At 45.9% G+C, this 20,338-nt stretch carries 17 protein-coding genes; 7 read left to right on the forward strand and 10 right to left on the reverse strand.

Annotation, left to right across the window (positions count from 1 at the left end):
• Positions 1-39: 39 nt before the first annotated feature.
• Entirely contained in the window at positions 40-630 is a 591-nt protein-coding gene (locus LN893_RS00120) for an alpha-ketoglutarate-dependent dioxygenase AlkB family protein (RefSeq protein ID WP_229967055.1), read from the reverse strand.
• Positions 631-640: 10 nt separating this feature from the next.
• Entirely contained in the window at positions 641-1,918 is a 1,278-nt protein-coding gene (locus LN893_RS00125; RefSeq protein ID WP_229967057.1) for a cation:proton antiporter, read from the reverse strand.
• 144 nt (positions 1,919-2,062) lie between these two features.
• Here LN893_RS00125 and LN893_RS00130 point away from each other — a divergent pair, with 144 nt between their 5' ends.
• Positions 2,063-3,448, forward strand: coding sequence for an alanine/glycine:cation symporter family protein (locus tag LN893_RS00130; RefSeq protein WP_229967521.1), 1,386 nt, complete (start codon positions 2,063-2,065; stop codon positions 3,446-3,448).
• A 420-nt stretch (positions 3,449-3,868) separates the two neighbouring features.
• Positions 3,869-4,366 (forward strand): M23 family metallopeptidase, encoded by a 498-nt coding sequence (locus LN893_RS00135; protein WP_229967059.1) that lies wholly within the window; start codon positions 3,869-3,871, stop codon positions 4,364-4,366.
• 26 nt (positions 4,367-4,392) lie between these two features.
• Here the strand turns inward: LN893_RS00135 and LN893_RS00140 are convergent, their stop codons facing one another.
• The 5 genes from LN893_RS00140 to LN893_RS00160 form a co-directional block, all read right to left on the reverse strand.
• Positions 4,393-4,614: a helix-turn-helix domain-containing protein gene (locus tag LN893_RS00140; protein WP_229967060.1), complete on the reverse strand. Its 222-nt coding sequence runs from the start codon at positions 4,612-4,614 to the stop codon at positions 4,393-4,395.
• Positions 4,614-5,210, reverse strand: coding sequence for a DUF2975 domain-containing protein (locus LN893_RS00145; RefSeq protein WP_229967061.1), 597 nt, complete (start codon positions 5,208-5,210; stop codon positions 4,614-4,616). The genes LN893_RS00140 and LN893_RS00145 overlap by 1 nt, the downstream gene beginning before the upstream one ends.
• A 144-nt stretch (positions 5,211-5,354) precedes the next feature.
• Positions 5,355-6,815: a potassium/proton antiporter gene (locus LN893_RS00150; protein ID WP_229967064.1), complete on the reverse strand. Its 1,461-nt coding sequence runs from the start codon at positions 6,813-6,815 to the stop codon at positions 5,355-5,357.
• Between the two features lie 214 nt (positions 6,816-7,029).
• Complete coding sequence (gene kynU, locus LN893_RS00155; protein ID WP_229967066.1) at positions 7,030-8,304, reverse strand: kynureninase; 1,275 nt, start codon at positions 8,302-8,304, stop codon at positions 7,030-7,032.
• A gap of 186 nt (positions 8,305-8,490) precedes the next feature.
• A complete protein-coding gene (locus LN893_RS00160; protein WP_229967067.1) occupies positions 8,491-9,015 on the reverse strand; it encodes a 3-hydroxyanthranilate 3,4-dioxygenase in 525 nt (174 codons plus the stop codon).
• 113 nt (positions 9,016-9,128) lie between these two features.
• On the opposite strand from LN893_RS00160, the gene LN893_RS00165 reads away from it, so the two are divergent.
• Complete coding sequence (locus LN893_RS00165; protein ID WP_229967068.1) at positions 9,129-9,917, forward strand: SDR family oxidoreductase; 789 nt, start codon at positions 9,129-9,131, stop codon at positions 9,915-9,917.
• A gap of 149 nt (positions 9,918-10,066) precedes the next feature.
• A complete protein-coding gene (locus LN893_RS00170) occupies positions 10,067-11,338 on the forward strand; it encodes a chloride channel protein (RefSeq protein WP_229967522.1) in 1,272 nt (423 codons plus the stop codon).
• 163 nt (positions 11,339-11,501) lie between these two features.
• Here the strand turns inward: LN893_RS00170 and LN893_RS00175 are convergent, their stop codons facing one another.
• The 3 genes from LN893_RS00175 to LN893_RS00185 all read right to left on the reverse strand — a co-directional run bounded on the left by LN893_RS00175 (position 11,502) and on the right by LN893_RS00185 (position 16,599).
• Positions 11,502-13,736, reverse strand: coding sequence for a S9 family peptidase (locus tag LN893_RS00175; protein WP_229967069.1), 2,235 nt, complete (start codon positions 13,734-13,736; stop codon positions 11,502-11,504).
• Between the two features lie 169 nt (positions 13,737-13,905).
• A complete protein-coding gene (locus LN893_RS00180; RefSeq protein WP_229967070.1) occupies positions 13,906-15,483 on the reverse strand; it encodes an OmpP1/FadL family transporter in 1,578 nt (525 codons plus the stop codon).
• A 24-nt stretch (positions 15,484-15,507) separates the two neighbouring features.
• Positions 15,508-16,599, reverse strand: coding sequence for a hypothetical protein (locus LN893_RS00185; protein WP_229967071.1), 1,092 nt, complete (start codon positions 16,597-16,599; stop codon positions 15,508-15,510).
• Between the two features lie 186 nt (positions 16,600-16,785).
• Between LN893_RS00185 and proS the strand changes: the two genes are divergently transcribed.
• From proS to floA, 3 genes are all read left to right on the forward strand, one after another.
• Positions 16,786-18,264: a proline--tRNA ligase gene (proS, locus tag LN893_RS00190; RefSeq protein ID WP_229967072.1), complete on the forward strand. Its 1,479-nt coding sequence runs from the start codon at positions 16,786-16,788 to the stop codon at positions 18,262-18,264.
• A 285-nt stretch (positions 18,265-18,549) separates the two neighbouring features.
• A complete protein-coding gene (locus LN893_RS00195) occupies positions 18,550-19,023 on the forward strand; it encodes an NfeD family protein (RefSeq protein WP_229967073.1) in 474 nt (157 codons plus the stop codon).
• Between the two features lie 15 nt (positions 19,024-19,038).
• Positions 19,039-20,025 (forward strand): flotillin-like protein FloA, encoded by a 987-nt coding sequence (gene floA, locus LN893_RS00200; protein WP_229967074.1) that lies wholly within the window; start codon positions 19,039-19,041, stop codon positions 20,023-20,025.
• Positions 20,026-20,338: the final 313 nt, after the last annotated feature.

Raw genomic sequence — 20,338 nt, forward strand, 5'->3', positions numbered from 1 at the left:
TTTCGGGCTAAGCAATTTGCCACACCTGCGGCTATCTACTCAGCTTTTTATAGTACGGAAAGTGAGGTTGATACGCTGCGCCACGGGCTTACTTGTTTTAGGCAAGCTATGAAGCCAGTGGTGCTGGGTAGGCCCCTTCATCAGCAAAAGGCTACCATGCACTAAAGTTATACTTTGTGGTTTCAGATCTTTTCGAGTGCGGTGCTTAAAACTGAAACGACGTTCCCCTCCGAAGCTCAAACTCACGATATCTGGCTCTTGCCCCAGCGATACTTCGTCATCTGAATGCCAGCCCATACTATCCTGCCCAGTGCGGTACAGGTTCAGCAAAACGCTGTTGTAGGTTTGGCCACTTGCCTCCTCCACTCGCTCTTTCAGTTCCTGCAGCACAGGCAGCCACGGCTGCGGCGCATTGTGCAGGCCTGAGTAAGTATAACCCTTTTCGCCGTACCAAGCGGTGAGGCGCGGCATCGGCTGCTCCTTTCCAAACAACTTTATGCTTTCCTGCTTCCAGTTTATAGTTTGCAGCAGCTCTTGCAAATAACGGTTACTTTCTTCCAAGCTGAAGAAACGAGGGCAATAGTATACTTCGGCATCGGGTAAGGGCAGGCGTTCAAAATTTTTCAGCATGTTTACCCTATCACTGTATTTCATCGGGCGTCTGGTCTGCTTCCAATACAGGGCGCCCACTTTTAATACGCTCCCGATCTAGTATGTCGATAGCTTTTGTGGCTGTTAAACCATGTAGTATGATAGACACCATAACGATAAACGCTATAATAGACCACAGCTCTTCCTCTTCAGGAAAACTGGCTTGGTCGAGAGCAAAAGAAAGGTAGAAAAACGAGCCGATGCCTCGAATACCAAAGAAGCTGACAGCCAATTTCTCTTTTGTAGTAGAGTATGTACCCAGCATACTAGGGAAAGCAGCAATTGGCCTGATGATAAATAAAAGAGCTAAGCCGACTAAAGCGCCCTTCCAAGTCAGGTAATCCAAAATGCCTGTTACAAGGCTACCGCCAAATAGCACCAACAGGATTACCATGATAATACGCTCTACCTGGTTCACGAAGTCGTGCATCTCTATGTTGTATTCGTTCTCCTCTTCTATACTGCTTACTGTAAGCCCTGCCACAAACACCGCAATAAAGCCGTAGCCGTGCAGCAGTTCTGTTATGCCATAGGTAACCAAAGTGGCAGAAAGCGACAAAAAGCCGTGCTGTACCTTCGGGAAGTTTGTCTTTCTGGGAAGCTTGAAAATAACATACGCCAATCCGCGCCCAATTAGGTAACCAACACCCACTCCAACTATAATTCTGTATAGCAGGTTTAGCAACACCCAATCTCTAAACCAATTGCCGTTAGTGCCTGCCGATACGGCCAGCACCACCGCCAGCCAGGTAAAAGGAAAAGCAGAACCATCGTTAAGCCCCGCCTCCGAGGTAAGAGAGAATCTAACCACATCCTCCTCCTTATCGTCGGGAGGGCCTACCTGCACCTGCTCTGCCAACACAGGGTCTGTAGGAGCCAGCGATGCACCCAGCAAAATAGCGCCCGCTACAGAAAACCCTAGCATGCTCCAACCAAGTAAGGCAACGGCTCCAATACACAGCAGCATGGTTATACTTACCAGCCGAAGCGGAATTCGCCAGTCTTTTAAACTGAACTTTCGCCTGATCTTAAGCCCTGTACCCATTAACGAGATAATAACACTCAGCTCTGTAAGGCGCACTACGTAATCTTCGCGCCAGATGGGATCGGGTGTAGGCAACCCCAGCGGCAACAGGTATATAAGCATACCCAGCAGTAAATAGACTATCGGATAAGAGACAATGGTCCTTTCCATCAGGTCTGGAATCCAAGCCATGGAAAGTGCCGCTAGCCCTATTATCGTCATGGCTACTATATAATTATCCATTAAAAGAACTATCTTTAAGGTTAGAGCTCGATAAAAGAAATGTTATACTTTGCCGAGCCGGTAGTAGGCATACATACGTAGCTTCGGAAGTGTTGCCTATTTTTGTATCCTTTGAACCTCTCTAAACTATAATTTTTGGAAGCAATAGAAAACTTATTGGTTGCCTTCAGCAATGCTGCCTGGGGCCTGCCTTTGCTCTTTCTGCTAATGGGCGGAGGTGCATTTTTTATGCTGTACTCCCGTTTCCTGCCGTTCCGTTACCTGGGCCACTCCGTTAATGTGCTTCGTGGCAAGTACGACGATCCCGACGATCCAGGTGACATCAACCACTTTCAGGCACTGTCGAGTGCGCTGGCTGCTACGGTGGGTATGGGTAATATTAGTGGCGTGGCAGTAGCCATTACAACAGGTGGCCCAGGCGTTTTGTTTTGGATGTGGGTAAGTGCCTTTGTAGGTATGGCTACCAAGTTTTTCACCTGCTCCCTTTCGGTAATGTACCGTGGCAAAGACAGCCAGGGCCGTGTGGAAGGTGGCCCGATGTACGTAGTAGAGGAAGGACTTGGCAAGAAATGGAAGCCGCTGGCGGTGTTCTTCTGCGTAGCAGGCTTGTTTGGTGCCTTGCCTATTTTCCAGGCAAACCAGCTTACGCAGGTAATACGGGAGGTGGTGCTGGTACCAAGTGGCATGACCTCCGATGCTGACACTTTCTATTCTGATTTGATTACAGGACTCATGCTGGTACTGATCACATCGATGGTGATTTTTGGAGGCATTAAGCGCATAGGCCAGGTAGCAGGCAAAATGGTGCCGAGCATGGTAGTGTTATATATGCTGGCAGTTTTCTACATCATGTTTGCCAACTACGAAAGTATACCAGGCGCTTTTGCTCAGATTTTTGAGGATGCCTTTACAGCGGAAGCTATGTTGGGTGGTGCCGTAGGAGCCATTATTATAGCAGGTGCACGCAGAGCTGCTTTCTCCAACGAGGCAGGTATAGGCACGGCCTCCATGATGCACGGTGCCGCTAAAACTGACGAACCGATACGCGAAGGTTTGGTGGCCATGCTTGGCCCGCTCATCGATACGCTGGTGGTTTGCACATTAACGGGTGTAGCCATTATTGTGACAGGCACCTGGGACGACTCCCAGAGTAACGGCGTTTCGGTAACAGCTGCTGCTTTCGACGATGCTATGCCTGGCTTCGGGAGTTATATTTTGGTGCTTTGCGTGCTCATCTTCGCCTTCACTTCTCTGTTCTCCTACTCCTACTACGGCACCAAATGCTTCGGTTATCTTTTCGGAGCTAAGTACAAACACTACTACAACTACTTTTACGTGCTTACTATTGTGCTAGGAGCTACCGCCTCCATCACTGCTGTTATCAGTTTGATAGACGGCATGTATGCGATGATGGCTATTCCGACGATGGTATCGGCCCTGCTTTTATCACCTAAGGTAATGGCAGCAGCCAAGGATTATTTTAGAAGGATGCGCACATTTAAGGAAGAACATAATGAGTTTAAAGCGTAGCTTGTGATGCTTTAAGCTCATTCGCAGTATGCTAAGCTGCTATAATCTGGTTTGTCAGTTGTGTGTAATCTAATCTCAAAGAAGAATTTGTGAGAAGAACTCTATTCTTTTTTACACTGCTTTTTCTTGCTTCTTGTGCAAGCCTACGCAAGTTACCCAAAGGCCACTATTATGAATTTTTGTACAGTTTTGATAGGGCCTATGAAAACAACACGATTTCGTTCCAATTGAAGAATCCTCTTATGTGTCCTGTATATGTTGAATTAAGAACTGACACAATAAATCCAGGCTTAGAAAAATTATTTGGACGAGTACCCTTAACTGAACTTCAAGACACAATTGTTAAAATATATTACCCAGATTTTGACCGAAGTAACAGAACCAGATACATTGTTAAATATGGAAATTTGAGCCGTAAAATTGAAAAAAAATAAAATAGCCCTGCCATTTCCGAAAGGCAAAGAATACAACATTATTCAAGGGTATAATGGGAAGTTTACTTACAACACCATCTTCAGCCAATACGCAATTGATTTTAACCTGAACATAGGCGACACCATTACGAGCGCTGATAATGGTTATGTAGTGGGAGTAGTTGAAGATTATAAGGATTATGGAACAAGTAAGAAATGGCGTGATAATGACAAAAGCAATTACATTACTATTTATCACCCAAACAGCGGATTATACACACAGTATGTTCATCTAAATCATAAAGGAGCGTTAGTTAAACTTGGAGACTATGTATTAAAAGGTCAACCTATTGGTATTGCTGGCATGACTGGTTTTACAACTACTCCGCATTTACATTTTAACGTTAAAATCCCATCAGATAAAAACGGCTTAATATCAACTGACATTGAATTTGAAAACGGAATCAAGGGAAAAGACTTAAAGAAAAAGGACCGTGTGAATTAAAATCTTACGCCAAGCCTTAACTATTGCTAAGAAGCCTGTGCACTCGTTGTCTGGAATTCCAGAATGTCTCCAGGTTGACAGTTGAGTTCTTTGCAGATGGCATCGAGGGTAGAGAAACGGATAGCCTTAGCTTTGCCTGTTTTAAGCACAGAAAGGTTTGCCATAGTTATACCTACCCGCTCCGATAGCTCCGTTAGCGACATTTTCCTGCGAGCCAACATTACGTCTAAATTTACAATTATACCCATTAAATTGTCAGTTGCTCCTCCTCGTAAAGCCTACTTCCTTCTTCAAAAATCTCTGCCAGAATAAAGGAAACCAGCATAAAGGCGATAGGCATATAGTGGAGGTAAAACCCAAAGAAACTGATGCTCTCTGTATCAGCCCACCGAAAGGCCATCAAAAAGAAAATAGCAAAGCAATACCAGCCAATTTTCCTTAACGACTTGCTGTTGCTGTTTCTAAAGGTTTGTAGCTCCCTAACAGACAGCACAACACCTATTATCTGCTGCACAATAAGACACCAAAAGATTAAAATCGCCACCGTTTGCAAGTATAACAGCACCAGGGAAGTAATATTCAGATCCGTAAGCATAACTGTTTTGCTGGCATCAGCTCCACCTTTTGATTTCTCATAGTCTCCAGCTTTCAACTCAAAACGGGTAGTGGATATTAGCACACTCGTTTTATGCTCTAACCCTTCTATCTTTACTAGGCTATACATTTCTGGATTAACCTGACTATGCACTGCAGCAAAAGTTATAGCTATAATTATAGCTATCAGCAGTACCCTGACAACATAACAGCATTGGAGAGCGGTGCTTAGTAGTATGTTCTTCTTCATAGCTTAACTTATTAGGTTAAGACAATAGTACGCAAACCATTCTTAATAATCAATGAATTATTATCGATTATCAATAATTAATTATCGATACCAGCTTAACAAGAACATCATAAGGTTATAATGCTAATGCTTTGTTTTCTTTCGCTACACGCCAAGTACCCGATGCACCTTCTGCATTTCCTCATCGTTGTCAGTCATCACCATTAGTTTGTCGCCTCCTTCCAACACAGTGGCACCGTTAGGGGTCACAAACTTGCCGCCTCTGTCTATCAGCACGATTAAAGATGTTTTAGGAAACTCTAACTCTACAATAGATTTGCCAACGGCAGGACTGCTGTTCTTGAGTTTTAATTCCACTATAGCGCTTTTGGTATCGTAGCCCATGTCTTCGCCCAACTGCATTCTCTTTGGGGAGTTATCCTGCTCGCTCAGGCCAAGCCAATCTGCCACAAGTTTTAACGTGGAGCCTTGCAGCATAACAGAGATTAGCACAACAAAAAATACAATGTTAAAAATGATGTTAGATTTCTCTACACCCGCCAGCAAGGGATAAGTAGCAAAAACAATGGGTACCGCTCCACGCAAGCCCACCCATGACAAATAAAGCTTGTCGTGGAAAGTTGTTTTAAAGAAGGACATCCCGATGAAAACACTGACAGGGCGAGCCACAAAAATCAGGAACAGCGAGACCAGCACACCCATTCCTGCCAAAGGAATCATTTGCGACGGAAACACCAGCAGCCCTAGCGTTAAGAACATAAGTATTTGCATGAGCCAAGCCAAACCATCGTAAAACTTTGTAAGGCTACGCTTATGAATAAAACTCCTGTTGCCCAGCAAAACAGCCGAGACATACACGGCCAAAAAGCCGTTTCCGTTCAACTCGTTTGTGAAAGCAAAGGTGAAGACAAGCATCGCCAGCGTAAGGGCTGGGTAAAGCCCCTCCTGCTCCAGTCTTATCTTGTTTATGGTCCAGACCATAACGCGCCCCATCACCAAACCCATTACGGCTCCTATACTCATCTGCAGGAAAAACATCGGCAGGAGTTGCCATATACTGGCTCCTTCGTTCGAAAGCAAAAACGTAAAGCTCACGGTCAGGAAATAAGCCATCGGGTCGTTACTACCCGACTCAAGCTCAAGCGTGGGCCGCAGGTTATTTTTAAGGCCGATGTTTCTGGAACGAAGGATAGTAAATACCGCTGCCGCATCTGTAGAGGACACAATGGCTCCTAATAGTAAACCTTCTATCAAACTAAAATTGAGCAGATAAGAGGCAAACACCCCCACCAACAGCGCAGTAATAAAGACGCCTAGCGTAGAGAGCGTAATGCCCCGCCAAAGCACTGGTTTCGTATGTTCCCAACGCGTATCTAAACCGCCCGAGAAAAGTATAATGGCCAGCGCAATGGTACCTAAAGATTGGGCTGTAAGGGCATCATCGAAATAAATACCGCCTATACCTTCTGAGCCAGCGAGCACACCAACACCCAAAAAAAGAGCTAGCGCAGGTATGCCTAGCCTTCCCAAACTTTTACTGATCAGGATGCTCAGAAAAAGGAGAATGGAAGAGCCTAATAATATGTCCTCAATTGTAAAACCCATGTATAATAGTTTCGCCTAACATTGTGTTAGCCATTCTATACTGCTTATTGGCTGGAAAGTATAGCCTTCGCTTTAAAATAGAAGTCGGAGATACAGCTCACACTTTCCCTCCGCCTTTTTCTTATACTTATGTACTCGCAATTGTTCTTACTCCAGCTTCAGCCACCTTAGCTGTTGGTGAAAGCACACAACAGCGGTAAGAGCTTTTTAAATTCTAACATTTTCTCAAGCATTCGCGCAGTATATCCGAGAACTGGTATACTTCTTCGAAACTATTGTAAAGTGGCGTAGGCGCTACTCGAATTACGTTGGGCTCGCGGTAGTCAACTATAATACCTGCGGCCATCAGTGTATCGAACAGTTGGCGTGCGTTCTGCTTCACGAGCAGCGAAATTTGGCATCCGCGGGCTTTCGGGTCGCGTGGCGTGATCACTTCCAACACACTTTTATCAGCTTTTAGATCATCAATCAAATATTCCAAGTAGCTTGTCAGCTTCTCGCTTTTTGCTCGTAGGTTGTCCATGCCTGCTTCATCAAAAATCTCGAGCGAAGCACGGTGTACAGCTAAAGGAAGAATCTGCCCATTGCTTACCTGCCAGCCTTCGGCTCCTGCCATAGGCATAAAGCCTTTTTTCATCTGGAAACGCTCTTCCGCATTGTGGCCCCACCAACCAGCGAAACGATGTAAATCGGCGCTGTTACCGTGGCGCTCGTGCACAAATACCCCCGATGTACCGCCTGGTCCTGAATTCAGGTATTTATAAGTACACCACACTGCAAAATCCACATCCCAATTGTGTAGATCCATCTGAATGTTACCAGCCGCATGTGCCAGATCGAAACCAACTATAGCTCCCACTTCATGACCTGCTTTGGTAATGGCTTCCATATCGAAAACCTGCCCCGTGTAGTAGTTAATGCCGCCCATCATTACCAGTGCCAGCTCCTCCGCATTATCTTTTATAGTTTGAATGATGTCTTCGGTGCGCAAGGTATGTTCGCCTTCGCGTGGAAAAATTTCGACAACAGCCTCATCAGGATCATAGCCATGAAAGCGCGTCTGTGTCTCCAGCGCGTATTGGTCTGAAGGAAAAGCACCGCCTTCTACTATAATTTTGTAGCGCTTGCCCTGTGGCCTGTAAAACGATACGAGCATTAGGTGCAAGTTCACGGTCAGCTGGTTCATGACCACCACTTCGCTCTCTTTAGCACCCACTACGCGCGCAGTGCCAGCCTTTAGTAATTCGTGGTAGTTAAACCACGGTTCCTCACCTTTAAAATGACCTTCCACCGCCAAGTTAGCCCATTTATACATCTCGTTATCGATGTACATCTGCGCTGATTTTGGTTGTAGCCCTAGGGAGTTGCCGCAGAAATAAATGGCGTCCTGCCTGTTTATCTGCGGTGCATAAAAGCGGTCTTTAAAATGTTTTAACGGGTCTTGTTGGTCCTGCTCCTGTGCAAAAGCAAGCGTATTTTGGTAGTTCATTGTTCGTGCAGATAGTGCTTCGCTAAAGCGAAAATTTAAAATAAGGCTAACAGTGCTGTGTCCATTCAATCTGATCAACTCTGATTTTAAGAATTAAACTGAAGGAGCACTAGCCTATAAAACTGAGGATGAACAAGAGCTACGGCGAGCCACATCCTGTTTATCCTTTAATCCTGAAAATCCTGATCAAAGTTTGGCTGGCTGCTCCATCACCTCACCGCAGTTACTGCAGGTACGGTGCTCTTTGCTTTCCCAGAAGTTGTTCATAATAACAGGCAGTTGCCCTACAATATCGGTTACGTCGGCATACTCCTCGTAAAGCTTGTTGCCGCAGTTCTCGCAGAACCACAAGAAACCGTCTTTTTCGCCTGGCTTGCGGTAGCGCTCTACCACCAAGCCTACCGTATTGGCTGGTCTGCGTGGGGAGTGCGGCACGCGCGGAGGCAGCAGGAAAATTTCACCTTCTTTTATCGGCACATCTACTGGTTTTCCGTCTTCTATTATCTTCAGCACAATATCACCTTCCAACTGGTAAAAGAACTCCTCTCCCTCATCGTAGTGGTAATCTTTGCGCGCGTTCGGCCCACCGACTACCATCACTATAAAATCGTCATTGCCCTTAAACACCTGTTGGTTTCCTACAGGCGGCTTCAGTAAATGACGGTTATCTTCTATCCATTGTTTAAAATTGAAAGGTCTTGTTATAGCCATAGTTCGTTTTTGTTGGGTTGATAAAAGGAAGGTACGCAAAAGCCGCTACAAATGGTAACGGCAGCCATACCTTCAGCGGTGCAAGTTTAAGCTCTTTTACGTACATTTAAACTATGGACTTAAACTTGAAAAACAAACGCGCTATAGTTTGCGGCAGCACCCAGGGCATCGGGAAAGCTGTGGCAGTAGAGCTGGCGCAGCTCGGAGCCAGTGTTACGCTGGTAGCCCGAAATGCAGAGAAGCTAAAGGAAACGGTGCAGGAACTTGCACAATCGCAGGACCAACAGCACGATTATATAGTAGCCGACTTTGCCGATACAGAGGAGGTAAAAGCACAGATAGCGGCTTATGTGCAACAGCACAACGAGGTACACATCTTGGTGAACAACACAGGAGGCCCTCCTGGTGGGCCCATTACTGAGGCAAAGCCAGAGGAGTTTCTGAAAGCATTTAACATCCACCTGATCAACAACCATAACCTAGTGCAGGCGGTGGTGCCGCTTATGAAAAAAGCTGGCTACGGACGTATTATTAACATCATCAGTACATCTGTTAAGGAGCCGATAGCAGGTTTAGGTGTGTCGAACACAACACGTGGCGCTGTAGCCAGCTGGGCCAAAACCATGGCGAACGAACTGGGGCAGTTTGGCATCACCGTGAATAACGTGTTACCAGGCTCCACCAAAACGGACCGTATTTATTCGCTTGTCGAAAGTCGGGCAGAGAAATCTGGACGTGACAAGCAGGAAGTACAGCAAGAGATGGAGCAGGCTATACCCGCACGTCGTTTCGCCGAACCTGAAGAAGTTGCTGCAGCGGCCGCTTTTTTGGCTACACCTGCTGCTGCATATATTAACGGGGTGAGTTTGGCGGTAGATGGTGGCAGAACGGGTAGTATATAACCCCTCCCTAGCCTCCCCTTTTATCGAGGGCCCCTACCCCAAAACAGGGGAGGGTGCTCTCTGTTAAGATCTCCGTATCACCTGTAACACCTCTTGTGGACCAAAAGCTGCACCAAGAGGATTCTAAACAGTTTCCGTACCTTTGCCCGATGGACTTTAAGAGAAGAAGACTGGCGGTAACGCTTCGAAACCAGTTAAACTATCCGTTGCAGTTCAATCCGTTTGTATTCAGTAAACTATTTTTGCTTTGGGTAGCTGTTGGTATTGTGGGTGGTGTGATAGCCAGCTTTTACTGGACAGTGTTGGAAAGCCTGCTACATTACCTGTCGCAGTTTCAGGGTTTTGCTGTGATTCCACTGATGACGGTAGCTGGTCTGCTGGCAGGCCTGATCATCCATTTCCTTGGCGACCCAGGCGAGATGGACTTGATCGTAAATAACATTCGTTTTAAAGGTGGCAGACTGGAACCAAAGAACAACCCTGCCATGATCCTGTCGTCTTGGATTTGTATTGCCAGCGGTGGCAGCGCAGGCCCTGAGGCTCCTCTGGTGCAAGTGGTAGGTTCTACTGGCACTTGGATTGCCCGAAAACTCAGGATAAAAGGCGAAGACCTTCGCTCTTTAAGTATAGCTGGCATGGCCTCTGCCTTCACAGCGCTGTTTGGCGCTCCACTGGGAGGTAGCCTCTTTGCACTGGAGATTCAGCACCACAAGCACATCAGCGAGTACTACCAGGCTCTAATGCCTGCCTTAGTAGCCAGCTGCTCTGGGTATGTAGTCTTTATCCTGCTCACGCATATTGGCATCGGCCCTACATGGGTATTCCCGATATATTCTACGCCTGAGCTAAATGATTTCTTTTATGCCATGTTGTATGCCTTGGCAGGCACAGCAGCAGGCTGGTTGTTTATTCTTACTGTACGCCAGTCTCGTAGTCTTTTCAAGAAACTGCGTGTGCCGATTTATGTGAAGATGACAATTGGCGGCTTGCTGATTGGGACCATTGCTTACTTCGTGCCCCTCTCCCGCTATTTTAGCCACGATGAGTTAAATGTACTGCTCGAGCAGCAGTTTACGCTGAAGTTCCTGCTCATCCTTTTAGGAGCTAAAATTCTGGCTATTGCCTTTACCGTTACTTCTGGCTGGCGCGGTGGCTTTATCATTCCGCTTTTCTTTGTAGGTGCTACAGTAGGTTTGGTTGTGAACGCAGCCTTTCCTGGGCAGAACCTGCCTCTGATTATGGTAAGCTGTATGGCTGCCATTAACGCCTGCGTTACCCGCACGCCTATCAGCACCACTGTGCTGCTGGCAACCCTAACAGGTTTTCACCACTTCATCCCGATTTTGTTTGCCAGCCTTACAGGCTTTTTCCTGGCACCTAAAACTCCACTGATCAACGCACAACTAGGTATAAAGGAGTAACGCTGTGCCCTTATAAAATGACAAGGAGGGCTTTCTTTTTGTATGCCTCCTACCGCTTTACAATGCTACCATCTGCTCTGGTAGCATTAATCAACTCTCTACTATGCATAAGGGCTCTCCAGAAACTGGAGAGCCCTTATGCAATGATAGCTATACTTTATACTTATTGGTTCTTCTCTGTAGCTGGGTTTATCAGCTTACGCTCCAAAAAGTCTGTCATCATTTTAAAGCGGTGTAGCGATGTAATGCCGCCACCGATGCCGTGATTACGGTTCGGGTAGTAGAAACTTTCAAACTGTTTGTTGGCACTGATCAGGGCATCCTGCATGGCCACTGCATTTTGGAAGTGTACGTTGTCGTCGCCTGTACCGTGAATCAATAGCAAATCGCCTTCCAGCTTATCAGCAAACATCAACGGAGAGTTGTCGTCGTAGCCTTTCTCGTTCTCCTGAGGTGTTTTCAAGTAGCGTTCTGTATAGATGCTGTCGTAAAAGCGCCAGTTAGTAACTGGTGCTACTGACACACCCGCACGGAAAATACCATCACCTTTGGTTAGACCTAAAAGTGTCATGTAACCACCGAAGCTATGGCCCCAAATACCAATGCGGTCTTTGTCTACGTAAGTCTGCTTACCCAGCCACTTAGCGGCTTCTATTTGATCTTCAATTTCGTACTTGCCCAAATCGGCATAAGTTACTTTTTTGAACTCTGCACCACGGGCACCTGTACCTCTGTTATCTACACTTACCACAATAGCACCTTTGTCGGCCAGCACCTGGTACCACAGATAGTTGCTGCCGCCCCAGCTGTTGGTTACCGTCTGCGAGCCTGGGCCACCGTACACAAACATCAGCACAGGGTACTTCTTTTTCGGGTCGAAGTCGGTTGGCTTAATCATCCAGCCATTTAGCTTGGTGCCGTCAGAAGTATTCATGGTAAAAAACTCCTGCTTCGCGATGTTGTACTGCGCTAGCCTGTTTTTCAGCGCCTGGTTGTCTTCCAGCACTTTAATCAGTTTACCGTCTTTAGCTGTATGCAAGCTAACCGTAGTCGGCACATTGGCAGCAGAATGGTAATCGAGATAGTACTTAAAGTCGGAGCTCATGTTAACGTTGTGCGTACCTGCTTCCGTAGTCAAACGCTTTTTGTTTTTGCCTTTGCTGCTGATGCTGTACAGGTGGCGGTCAAGCGGCGATACTTCTGTAGACATATAGTACAAACGGTCGCTTTTCTCGTCGAAGCCGATGAAGTTGCTCACTTCCCAGTTGCCATTCGTGATTTGGCGCACCAACTTACCGTTCATGTTGTACAGGTATAAGTGGTTAAAACCATCTTTCTCTGATGAATGGATAAAGTTCTTGCCGTCTTCCAGGTATGTCAGGTCGTTGGTTATATCAATGTAGGCTTTGTCGGTTTCTTTCAGCACCACATTAGCCTTGCCTGTAGTAGCGTTGGCGTGCAGAATCTCTAATGTGTTCTGCAGGCGGTTCATCTTCTGGATAGAAAGCAGGTTTGCATCGTTTGTCCACTTGATGCGCGGAATGTAAATGTCAGCCTCGTTGCCTGTGTCCATTTTCACGGTCTGGCCGTTATTCACGTTGTACACCGATACGGTTACGGTAGAGTTTGCCTCGCCAGCTTTCGGGTACTTGAACTTATAGTCCTGCGGATAAAGTTCTCCCCATAGTTGCATATTGAACTCTGGCACTTCCGTCTCATCAAACGTATAAAAAGCAATTTTAGAACCGTCAGGCGACCAATGGAAGCCTTGCGCAAAGCTGAATTCCTCTTCGTACACCCAATCGGCATAACCGTTGATGATGGAGTTGAACTTGCCTGTGCTGGTGATCTGCGTCTCCTTCATTGTCTCCAGATCCACAAAGAACATGTTGTTGTCGCGGGCAAAAGCTACACGCTTCGCATCTGGCGAGAAAGTAGCGTAAAGTTGCTTGCCGCCATCGCTCAGCTTGGTCAGCTTTTTAGAAGCAATATCATACACATAGAAATCTGCTTTGGAAGAACGACGGTAAATCTGCTCACGCTCCGTAGCAAACAGCACTTTCTTCTCGTCAGAGCTAAAGGTATAGCTGCTGTAGCGGATGGGAGTATTGCTGCCCGCTGGCTTCAGGTCTTCGCCTTCGATGATGGTGTTTACAGGTTGGCCCGTAGTTACATCGTAGCGCACAATGTCTGTTACACGGTTTTGCTCGTCGGCCACCTGCGAGCTGTAGTAGCGGCCATCGTTCATCCAGTTCACGCCGTAAACCGATTTGGCCGAAAAAGTACCTTTGCGGAAAACATCTTCCAGCGTTACGTCTTTCTTCTGTTGTGCCCGACCTGCAAAGGCAAAACAAAGCAGCGCGCCTGCCAAAAAAATAGATTTAAATTTGATATGCATTAGATTAGTGTTAAGGTTCAATAGGCTAATTTATCAGAATATTATTGTTCCGCCATAGTTTATAGCCAAAACCATACCTGTAGCTTTACATCACTTCAGATAATAGGCAAAAGAAAAAAAACGGCAGCCCTGAAAGGGCTGCCGTCTCATCAAAAACAGGAAAAATTCTTTAGAAGTTATACCCGAAAGTAAACATCACTGTATTTTGTCTTTGTTCTAGGTCTATAACAGGTGAGCCTACAACATCACTAAAAGTATAAGGCGAGTAACGGCTAACTCCTTTAGAGTTCACGTAAGCAGCATCTAAGTAGAAGTTTTGCAGCCTGATACCTGCACCTAACGTAACAGAGTTGATTTGACCATTAAAATCAGCATTCTGGTAAGGACTTCCTGATACAGCGTATCCTGCTCTTACCCTGAATACTTCATAGCGGCCTTCTGCTCCAACCTTAAAGTTTACTGCCGATTTATAAGTGTCAGATATTCTACTGTTCACCTCATCAAAGTAATCGCCTGATGTACCAAAGTTGCTCTGGCTCTCGGAGAAGCGCGCACCGCTATAGTTTACGTACTCCAAATCTGCAGTTAAGAAACCGTACTTGCTCAAAAACACGGCCACACCACCTGTTGCTCTAAAAGGTGTTACTAAGTTATAGCTAAACTCGCCTGGCATCATTGATTCAGTTACAGTTCTATAAGTCTCTGTCTCTGGGTTAAGCGTTGTTGCACTTAAGCTTGTATTATAAGTTTCTGTGATAGTATAAATTGTGGGTGTTTGTATACTTAAACCGAAACGTAGTGCATCAACAGGGCGTGCAATAATACCTACTCTTAGGTTAAGTCCAGTACCACGCGACGTAAAGCCGTCACGAAGTTCAAAACTATAATTATCAATAAGTGGAGGTTCTGAAATATTTCCATCATTGTCATACATAGGTAAAGCCGCATACGGGCCTTCCTCACTAAAAATTCGATTCTGCTCAAAATTTGTATTGACAATCCCTAAAGAGGCACCTAAGTACAGCTTATCCCTATAACTTGCGCCTGCGCCAATATCAAGCTGGTTCTGAGAACCTTTACGTTGAATTTCTTCACGCTGGTTTACATTACCAGTATAAAGCGGAAACGCATTCTCTGTAAATTGATCTGTTGCTACATCATAAAACTCTGTTAAATAAGTGCCATAAGCCAAGCCTTCATAAGTAGTGATGCCGCTATTTAACTCATTGATTAAGCTGTTCTCTGTTCGTCTGTTGCTATTTGCCAAGTCAGCAAAGTAATCCACCATTGTGTTTGGCGGCTCTGCTGTATTGTTATAACTCAGGCGCTGGTTAAAATTATTCAGCCTGCTGTAGCTAATACCAATAGAGGTGCCTCGCCAGTCGTTGTTATCGCTATCGCCTTTCCTGTCAGTAAATACAAAACCTACCTGCGGAATGCTAAGGGCATTTTGGTCGTTGGTCATGGTGCTACCACTTCCCCTGGCATTTACTGTGTTTAGTTGCGTGCCAGCACTTATGCTAAATTCCGATCTGCGAAACAGGCCTAAACCAGCAGGGTTGGAAACCATGGTAGAGATATCGGCTCCTAATGCCGACTGTGCTCCTCCAATACCTTGAATTCGAGCGGAACCAGACACTCCATAACGGGAGTAGCGCAAAGCATCTACCTCAGTTTGGGCCAAAGCGGTTCCGCTCCAGCCTAGCAAGAGTGCTAAGCTGGCGGAAATTATTTTATAAGATTTCATTCGATTTGCTGATAGATAGAGTGATTAATTTCCTCCTCTTGTCGGACGACCACCAGACCTGTTATTGCTACCTGATGATGGCGGCGGGCTTGTTCTTACTGGTGTGCTTCTTTGTGCAGGAGGCGACACACGAGCAGGTTCAGAACTTCTTGTGTTGTTCTGCCTGTAGACAGGAGTAGTGCTACGCTGCGGTCTGCTCTGGCGTGCCGGAGAATTAGAACGCTGCTGCTGCTCAATTACAGGAGAAGATTGTCCTTGCCTGGTGCTTCTGCTTTGTCTGGCTGGCCTTGTTTGTATAGCCTCTTTTCCAGAGTTTCCTGGCCTTACAATTAACTGCTCATTACCTGAAGATAGTTCTCCGCGTTGAGGCCTTCCTTCAGATCGGTCCACTCGCTGTGTTGGTACAGTAGCTCTGTCGCCTCTTGGGCCATATTGCACCTGGCGAGGCTGACCACCGATGATACCTACTCTGTCGTAGTACCAGTTGTTGTTATTTCTGGCATAGAACCCGTTATGGAAACCATTGTAATAGCCATTATAGAAGCCACCACCTGGCATCCATGCGTTACCAAAACCACGGTTAGGCCACATGCCTCCCCAGCCATAACCCATACTTAAGCTGACGTTAAAGCCACTTCTCATGAATGGGCTTGGGAAAAAAGGATCAAAGAACGGGTCATACACCGCCGCATAAGAAGTATAGTACGGGTTGAAGTATGGGTCGTAAAATGCTGAGTTATAGAAACGAGAACGCGACGTAGCCCAATAAGGGTCTACAAAAGAGTAATTAGGTCTGTACCAATTATCTCTGGCATTGTAGCTGCGTCCATCGTAATATTCATCTCCATAATAGTCATTTCCAAGAGCAATGTTGCTTTCAGAATATTCTGGATTTAATATTTCGCCGTCTGCAAATTCCTGTCTGTTATTATTATTTGTTGTATTAGGATTATATGCCTGCTCATAAGTCTGAGTCTCAGGCTCCACGTACTCCGTTTTATCAGTAGAAGTATAGTACATATCGTCGTACTCTGTAGACTGCATGGCAATAGGGCTACTGCAGCCTGCTACTAATAGCGCGAGCATGGGGGCAATATTTAGTGATATCTTTTTCATGTCCATCTCGGTTTAAACTTCATCTATATCAAAGGTAACAACACATTCGCGCTTAACCTTATCGATATGTATAATATATTAACGTAATTTTGGGGTAGAATGATATGCTAATAATAATTATTAAAGAGCAAAATCCATTCCAAAACCATTATAAATTAGTAAGATAACATAAGTATAGCAAATAAAATGAGCAAAGGCTTACCGAAAAGAAGCGAAGATTATTCCCTGTGGTACAACGAACTGGTAAAGAAAGCTGGGCTGGCTGAAAACTCTGCTGTGCGTGGTTGTATGGTCATCAAACCGTACGGGTACGCCATCTGGGAGAAAATGCAGCGTGTTTTGGATGATATGTTTAAAGCGACAGGCCATTCCAACGCCTACTTCCCTCTTTTCGTGCCGAAAAGTTTGTTTGAAGCTGAAGAGCAAAACGCCGAGGGCTTTGCAAAAGAGTGTGCCGTAGTTACGCACTACCGCTTGCAGACCGACCCCGACAACAAAGGCAAACTGCGCGTAGACCCCAACGCCAAACTGGAAGAAGAGTTGATTGTAAGGCCAACTTCAGAAGCTGTTATCTGGAACACCTATAAAAACTGGATTCAAAGCTACCGCGATCTGCCTTTGCTTATAAACCAGTGGGCTAACGTGGTGCGTTGGGAAATGCGCACACGCCTATTCCTGCGTACAGCAGAATTCCTGTGGCAGGAAGGGCACACCGCCCACGCTACCGCAGAGGAGGCCATTGCCGAAACAAAGCAGATGATGGAAGTGTACGCTACCTTTGCGGAGCAGTACATTGCCCTGCCTGTAGTTCGTGGTGTTAAAACACCGAGCGAGCGTTTTGCCGGTGCCCTGGATACTTATTGCATCGAAGGCTTAATGCAGGATGGCAAAGCTTTGCAGGCTGGTACATCGCACTTTTTGGGCCAGAACTTTGCAAAGGCTTTTGATGTAAAGTTTGCCACCAAAGATGGTGGGCTGGAGCACGTATGGGGAACATCTTGGGGCGTAAGCACGCGCCTGATGGGAGCACTTGTAATGGCGCACTCCGATGACGAAGGCTTAGTACTTCCTCCAAAATTAGCCCCTATTCAAGTAGTAATTGTGCCAATCTACAAAGGCGAAGAGCAGTTAGCGCAGATCAGCGAGAAAGTGCTGCAACTGAAAAAAGAGCTAGAGGCAAAAGGCATCAGCGTAAAATTCGATGACCGCGACACAGAACGCCCTGGCTTCAAGTTTGCCGAGTGGGAACTGAAAGGAGTGCCAGTACGCATCGCTATCGGTGGCCGTGATTTGGAAAACGGCACTGCCGAAGTAGCACGCCGCGACACCAAGGAAAAGAGCACGCAGCAGTTTGATAACCTGGCAAACTATATTCCTGCCTTGCTGGACGAGATTCAGGAGAACATTTACAACAAAGCCCTGAATTACCGCGAAGAGCATACAACCAAAGTAGATTCTTACGAAGAGTTTAAGCAGGTGCTTGAAAGCAAAGGAGGTTTTGTATTGGCACACTGGGATGGCACTCCAGAAACAGAAGAGCGCATAAAAGAAGAAACTAAAGCAACCATACGCTGCATAGCCATCGATTCGCCAGAAGAAGAAGGCACTGATATGCTGACGGGCAAGCCTAGCAGCCGACGCGTATATTTTGCCAAGGCTTATTAATTATTGTTGTTCGCTGCAGGTCATTTACCAGTAAAAGGCGCACATTATTTAAGCTTCTTTTATAGTACTTCATAAACAGCAGAAGCCACTTTCTAATTTAGAGAGTGGCTTCTGCTGTTTATGAAGCCTGTGCTTATGCCTCAGTTTATAATAACTTAGCAACACAAGAGTTAAAGTTTATACTCCATCTATACAAGGCAACGTTATAATATAAAGGCAAAATATAAACATTCCACACATATTTATAAAAATATTTCTATATTTGTTTAAATAATCACTAGAGATATGCTATTAGATTGGATAACAGTTATATTGCTAATAGGTATAGGGTTGCTCCTGATCATTGTGGAGTTAATCTTTGTGCCAGGCACAACCATCGTTGGTATTTTAGGATTCGTTTTAGCCGTTATCGGCATTTGGATCGGGTATGCGGCTTTAGGGGATTTGGTAGGGCACATTATACTCGCCGTATCGGTGCTGGTGGGCGCTGTAGCTATGTTTTATAGTTTCCGCTCAGACGCCTGGTCTAAGTATGCGCTTAAGAACAGCAACCGTGGCCACGTAAACGAAGAAAACCCGCATACCCTGGAAGAAGGTGAAGTAGGTAAAACCGTATCGGCCCTGCGCCCTTCAGGTACTGCCGTTTTCAGAGATCGGCACCACGAGGTACATACCCAGGGAGAATTTGTTTCTCCCAACGCAACCATACGCATTGTCAGACTCAGCCAGAATAAGATTTTAGTAGAAGAAGTTAGTTAACCCTTTACCAATAAGATGGAAAATTTATCCTTGATATTTTTAATTGTAGGCGGCATTATCCTGCTGCTTATCTTTTTATACTTTGTGCCCGTCAGCCTCTGGATCACAGCCCTTTTCTCGGGTGTACGCGTGGGCTTGGCAGAGCTAATCTTTATGCGTATCCGAAAAGTGCCGCCAAGCCTGATTGTGAACTCTATGATTAACGCTACCAAAGCAGGTATAGACCTAACCACAACAGAACTGGAAACGCACTACCTGGCTGGTGGCAACGTGCCTACCGTTATCAAAGCACTAATATCTGCCGACAAAGCCAACATACCGTTATCCTTTAAGCAAGCCACTGCCATAGATCTGGCAGGCCGTAACGTTTTTGAGGCGGTAACCACTTCCGTTAACCCTAAAGTGATTAACACACCTAACGTGGCCGCTGTTGCCCAAGACGGCATTCAGCTCATTGCTAAAGCACGGGTAACGGTTAGGGCAAACATCAACCAGTTAGTGGGTGGTGCTGGCGAAGAAACCATCCTGGCTCGTGTAGGAGAAGGCATTGTAACTTCAATCGGTTCTTCTGCCTCGCATAAAAGCGTGTTGGAAAACCCTGATATCATTTCTAAACTGGTATTACAGAAAGGGCTTGATGCTGGTACAGCTTACGAAATCCTCTCTATTGATATTGCCGACATAGATGTTGGCGAGAACATTGGTGCAAAGCTGCAAATAGACCAGGCAGGTGCCGACTTAAAAGTAGCAGAAGCAAAAGCAGAAGAACGCCGGGCCATGGCCGTAGCCGTAGAGCAGGAGATGAAAGCCAAGGCACAAGAGGCTCGTGCCAATGTTATTCAGGCAGAGGTAGAAGTACCACAAGCTATAGCCGCGGCTTTCCGTAGCGGCAACCTCGGTATTATGGATTATTATAAAATGCAGAACATCCAGTCCGATACCGACATGCGCAGCTCTATTGCTAAACCAGGAGGCGGTGGCGCAAACTCACCTAAAGAGTAACGCAAACAAATACTTTCATAAGCAACGGCCATACCCAAACAGGTGTGGCCGTTTTGCGTTTTGGCACCAAGTAAGACAACAACATACTATGCCTGTAGCAGTCGCTTAGCCTCTCTATTTTGCTAAGAATTATTAGAATGATATGTTACAACAACAATGGTGAAGAGTAGCCACTGAAAGCTTCCCTCCTTAGACAAGGAGGGGTAGGAGTGGTTTGATACAAAGGCCTTGGCTATCCACAAAATGTATCATTCTTACTGCATAAATGGTGTAACAAGATGATCCTTCAGGCATGATAACGAAATCCCAAGCT

The organism is Pontibacter harenae (genome assembly GCF_020907245.1).
Classification (GTDB): Bacteria; Bacteroidota; Bacteroidia; order Cytophagales; family Hymenobacteraceae; genus Pontibacter; species Pontibacter harenae.